Annotated in this window: 2 protein-coding genes and 3 pseudogenes; all 5 read right to left on the bottom strand. The window is 44.4% G+C overall.

Features of this window, described 5'->3' with window-relative positions; translation table 11 throughout:
• Positions 1-95 precede the first annotated feature (95 nt).
• Positions 96-601, bottom strand: a pseudogene (locus tag H6G97_RS43855) (helix-turn-helix domain-containing protein); the annotation flags it as partial.
• A 241-nt stretch (positions 602-842) separates the two neighbouring features.
• Positions 843-1221: pseudogene (locus H6G97_RS56330) on the bottom strand (transposase); the annotation flags it as partial.
• A gap of 394 nt (positions 1222-1615) precedes the next feature.
• Positions 1616-3835 (bottom strand): plasmid replication protein, CyRepA1 family, encoded by a 2220-nt coding sequence (locus tag H6G97_RS43845; RefSeq protein WP_338421975.1) that lies wholly within the window; start codon positions 3833-3835, stop codon positions 1616-1618.
• A gap of 279 nt (positions 3836-4114) precedes the next feature.
• A pseudogene (locus tag H6G97_RS56325) lies at positions 4115-4398 on the bottom strand (DUF3854 domain-containing protein); the annotation flags it as partial.
• Positions 4399-5313: 915 nt separating this feature from the next.
• The coding region (locus H6G97_RS43840; RefSeq protein ID WP_190946763.1) for an alpha-ketoglutarate-dependent dioxygenase AlkB family protein at positions 5314-5715 on the bottom strand (402 nt) is incomplete at its 5' end.

The raw sequence follows: 5715 nt of genomic DNA, 5'->3' as shown, positions 1-5715 counted from the left end.
TTTAAGTTCTTCTTCGCTCTCTGCGATTTCAATCTTAAAAGGGCGGCTCATGGTTATTTTAATTTATAGAGTTTGTTTTCTCTATTATATGCACCTTCATATAAAATTGGTATTAGTCTTCCTGATTCTATTTCCTCTCTGTTACTTGCCAACAATGATTCAATCTGTTTTTTTTTTGTAGCAACGGCCTCAATGTCCGCCTTTGGATTCAAGGCAGTAGTTTTCTTCCAACTAATTCCTGCTGCCTCAAATAAACCGTAATAGCTTCGTTTCGATTCGTAGATGACATCATATTCAAATGCCAGTTTGTACTCCAGTTCACCAAGCTCCCAAATCTCTTTAGTCTGCAACCAACTTAATACTTCTTGGAGCTGTTCATCGCTTAGGTAACTCTTTCTACCTTTATAATTTAAGCGCAGTCCACAAATTCCATACTCCTTGTAAGCAAGATCCAGCAAGTTATTGAACCAACAGATACATCTAAAATTGTTTGAATTTCCTCATACTTATAACCTTAATAAACCAGTTTCACCGCCAAAGCTTTTCTTACCTCACGGGCATCTGGACGACTATCGATAAACCCTTGTAATTCTGCGTTAGCGAAGCTCACCGAAGGTATCGCCATTTCTAGATGCTGGTCTATCATTGTTCGTTATTAGACAGATATTTATATCCGTATTATCCCACAGTCTTTTTCAGAAATCAAATATGATTCCTATAACTTTTGTTGTTATATACGAACCTCTAGTGAACTCACCTACGAGAATATACGTAAGTTTTTGCTTTTTAGAGCAAATTTTAAGTGGAAATGCTAAGAGGGTGTTTGAAAAGTTACCAAAGGTGAGATTTTCTGCCAAACGTCTTACCATAATACGAATCATGGCAAGGTAGATAAACGTCTCCGAAGTTTGAGGTAATAGTTCATAATCTTTGTTCAGACGCCTATACCCATTCAGCCACCGAAGGTTCTTTCTACCACCCAACGTTTAGGCAATCAAACAAAACCTTTATGTGCATGGGGTCGCAGCACGACTTGTATTACAGCACTTTCGTCTGCTATGAGGTACGCCCACAGTCTCAAAAGTTAGGATAGAAAAGGGATATGGGTAAAATTGTGCTTCATAATAGCCGAAAGTGCTGTATCCATCGGCAGAAATCCATTACCCATTGCATAAACGGGTTGCCATCGTAACCACCATCAACCCAGATAGTATTCAGGCGGTAGGCGGTATGGTATTTCTTTAAAAATTGTTAGAGAAACTTGATCAAGTCCTTGCACAAAAGGCTCTCCACTCCCATATCACTCTGGAAATTAACAAGACTCTATCACGGCATCTCCATAAGTTTTTAGATAATGTTGTAAAAAATATAACAACAAACAATTGGTTCCCTACTACGCTGTGGGAGAAATCACAGAAGGACACGGCGTAATGGTTGACCGTGCCTATATTGGTAGTGATTCCTATAAGGAAAAATCCTAATCAGCGATAATCTAATCTACAAGAATGGTGGTTCAGGTATCCAGCTTTTCAGAGCGGATAATCCGATAGATGTCTTGCACAACACGACCTACAAAAACTCTCAAGTTTTCACAACTATGTGGTATCCAACTTTCTCACGCCATCCATTCAGTCCACTGTGGGGCATCTGACACCAGTTGAGCAAACTTTTCCGCGTCAAGATCCTCAAACTCCAGCATCACGCCGCAACGCTCATCACTCGTTAGCGTACTGAGTAATTCTTTGACCGCATCAACCCCATTCTCTACACGTTCAATCGCTAACTGAGCATAATATTTAACCCGTTCCCACCAAGAATCACTGAGTTCTTCATCCCCGTCCATACCCCCCCGATTATTATCTCCATCTTCATTAAGAGGGGGTGTGGACGGAGCATTAATCCCATACTGAGCCTGCATTCTAGCCGCATAAGCCGCATGACGCTCTTGCTCCTCGTGGCGTTTTCTTTCCCTGTCCTCCCGTTGCCTCTGCCGATAATCAAGCACGTTCTGGATAAACACCACATCCTCAGTATTCAGCCGATAATACCGAACCCTCTGACCGTCCTCCATTGGTCTTCGTGACTCAGTAGACAAACCCAGTTGCGACAGATACTGCCCCAAAATCCAAACTGGAGACTCCGATAGCGGGATGGTCAGATTGAGAATCCCCTTAACGTGAGATGCGTTGCGTTTGGAGAACTCAGCCAAAGCCTGAATCATCGCCTCGTCCCCTTTAATCTCAACCCCAGCCATTAGATCCATCAACACAGCCCTGAGTCCCAGCCGATGACGCATTAACCACGCGGTAGAATGATTACTCCAGTCTGTGCAAATAGCTAATCGCTCCCGTTCCGATTTATCGCGTTCGGCAACAATAGCTGGTGGTGGAACAAACTCCCGCCCCTGTTCATCGGTAATCATTTCCCCAGGCGTTGCCAATATCGCTTCAAGTGCAGCAATCTTTTTAATTAACCGCCCAGAGTCATCTTTCTCCACCAGTTCAGGGGTAACGCTCATGCCGTAAGTGTCCTGTATGCGGAATTTCTCACACTCCAGCACCTCCTCCGGCTTGAGATAATCCTGATGCTGCCTACTGGTGTAAGTTCTTCTATCAATATCTTTGGCATTGGCAACTTTGCGATAATGTTCTTCATCGATGGCAATACCAGCTGCCTTCATCCAGCGCGAAGCACTTTCATCACCACCATCCCTCACAGGCACAATCGTATTGCCCATTTCTTCAAGTAGCGATCGCAGATCAGAGCGAAGATTATTAATCGACCAATTGCGCTGTGCTTCAATTTGGCAAGAGGCATCCAATGCCCAGTCCTTCTCAGCCCCACGTTTGCCCGTTTCTTGGTTAATGCGAATCAGAAAAGCGGTCATCTCGTTTTTCTGAAGAATCTTTTCTTTGATGCGACGGGCATTGGTTTCGGCGTAACCAAAGGGAGGACGAGGAGCCACCCAAACATACATGGGGACATCAGGACGATACCGCCATAATTGCTGGGCGCATTCTGTAGCCGACTGTGAAACAGCATGAAACACACCAAACACGGCATCAAAATGATAGCTGGAAATATCAACCCCTGTACTGAGACTGGGAGTAATTAAAAAAGCGTCAATATCCTTAATGGCAATGTTAATCTCCCTGATGAAAATCACATTCTCTTCAGAACCGCTATTTTCTGAGTGAATAGCCCACACCCGTAACTTCCGGTCTTCGGCTGATTCCGGTGTATCATCAGCGTCATCAATTGCTGAACCATCATTGAGCGCTCTTTCTAGCTTCTTGATAAACCGCTTGCTGTCGCTGACCATCATCAACTTTTTACCCAGCATCAACTGAGCATGAAACTCGGCAACGATTGCGCTGCTGTTTTTACCTTCGTACCAATAAACCTGACGACCGCCGGAGCGATATTCATTTTTGATGATGTAGGGTTTCTCACCAGCCGGTCGCATTCGCATAAAAAACTCAATGGTCAAGTCATCGAGGTGAGCATCTGCCAACACTACCAATTTGGCATTGTAAACCAGATACTCCAGCACTTCTAAAATAGCCCCTCGGTGTTCTTTGCAGGTTTTGGATTTGAGCAAATGAGCAAGATACTGGCAGGCTTCATCAATAAATAGAATGTCATAAACCTGTAAATCGTTTGCCATCTTATACAATGAGTCTACAGTGATACTCAGTGCTTTGGCTTTAGCCCAGTCACCGCAAGAAATCGCAGAGTACATGGCAGTTTGCAAGTGATCGCTAAGATTTTTCAGCAAAGTAACCCGATGCCCATTGTTCAAAAAGCTCAAGTCTGGGTTATCTTTTCTAATCATTGCCAAGATTTCAGTCTTGCCAGTACCCATGTCGGAAGCCAAACCAACTAACCCAGATTGAGGCAGGGAGCGGATGACTGTGGAAAGATAGCGGGTATTAACGACAATATTGGGTTTGAATTTGTGAAGCCCCCTGGCGCGATTGACGAAAAATCTTTGGCTTAACTCGCTGATTCTCAATGCATCAGCAATCATCGTGGACACTGCTTTATCTGCTTTTTTCTCCAAAGCTACAACCCAATCATCAATTCCTTTTTCGGGGCCAGGCAGCAACGCTACTTCACATTGACAGGCAAGTTGGAGAATGACTTGACAGGTGCGACGAGTAGCAGCAAAAACCTGCTGTTTGGTTTTGGGTTTGTTTCGTAGTCGAAAAGGATAACGAATTTGCGACCCTTTTGTGCCATTGGGACTAAATCGGGGTGCAGGTATTCTAAATCTTCCTTGCCCACGCGACCATTCCAGATTCCAGGGAGTGCGATCGCTACATATCCCAAAGTCAGAAGACAAGCAGCCTTCTTCTCGCCCTCCGTAAGGCATACTGGGATGGAGGGGTGTGCCATGACCCAAGCCCAGAAACCCAGTGCTTCACCTTCAGAGGTAACGGTGATATGTTCTGGCATCGGTACGTTATACCGCAGGGCTATCAAGCGCCAAATGTGCAGAGGGACTCTCAGGTAGGTGACTCGGTTGGGAGTTTTGGGGGGTGACTCGTATTTAACGGGCTTTTGGGTTTGTTCAAGGGTTGTCTTGTCCCATTCGAGCCTTGGGTAATCGGGTTTCATCCGTCCCCAGTCCATCGGTAGCCAATCTTTAAGCGGGTCGAGTCCACTAACCCACCATGCGCCTGACTCTGCGTGGGCATATCTTTTCAAATACCCGTCCCGTAATCGCCCATCGTTGCGTCTGGCAGTTTGGGGTAGGGCGTATAAAAGGTATTCGTATACTTCCGAACCACTTAAAGAGCGGACATTTAGCGCAGTAAGTTTGGGGTCAACGGCGGAATTGACCACCCATTCATGCCAGTGGTTTGGAGCTAATTCACTGTTCGGATTCTGATGTGTATCAATTGTGTGGCTCAAATGAACAGCATCATTTTGGTTCGAGGAGTCACGTAAATTTAGATAATGCTTTGGTAATTCATAATGAGAATTGATGAAGTGATTTTTAGGTACAGTTTTGAAATCAGTTTGTTTTTTGAAAACTTTTTTTGAGGTTGGTTCAGAAGTATTGGGTATTTTAGGTAAGCCATAATTAGGATCTAATAACCGACGACGTTTTGCTTCTCCCATGATTTGACTCCTTTTTGAGGGAATAAGATAGTACAAACAAACTAAGAAGTTGTGATTGTAGATGACTTAGAAAAAATCAATTGCACGAAAAATGGATGCTGTCAGCCAGTGAATCTGATATAGAATCAGGGTTGACAGCTTTTTTGAAGTGCTGTTGTTTCTCTGCTCTGATTGAAAAAATCAGAATTATCTGCTTCTGGCTGTATGTGGTCGGAATGTGAGATTAATACGTGTGCTAACCACTTTGTTAGTCTTTGGAACCTGATGCAGATGTGTAGACTGACAGCCAGGGTGCATCACAAGCAAACTGCCGTGTTCCAGCCAGAAATCCGTTGGTTTGCCATTTCTCGGTTTGATTTGGAATTTGCGACATGAACCCAAGCTGACTGATACGATTGCAGGGTTAGATCCCATCGATGGCTCGTTGTCTGCGTGCCAACCGATGCTGTCCTGGCCACTGCGGTATTGATTTCCGATGACGATGCGGAATTTGTAGCCAGTCAAAGCGGTGATTCTATCTCGTAACTTAGACAGAGCATCTGTCCAAGTCATGGGTTTCAAAAATACGCTGTTGGAGTAAAGGTAATC

It is taken from the genome of Nostoc flagelliforme FACHB-838 (assembly GCF_014698065.1).
GTDB classification, from domain to species: domain Bacteria; phylum Cyanobacteriota; class Cyanobacteriia; order Cyanobacteriales; family Nostocaceae; genus Nostoc; species Nostoc flagelliforme_B.
Note: the sequence above shows the minus strand (reverse complement) of the source record. Positions and strands in the feature narration are given on the sequence as shown.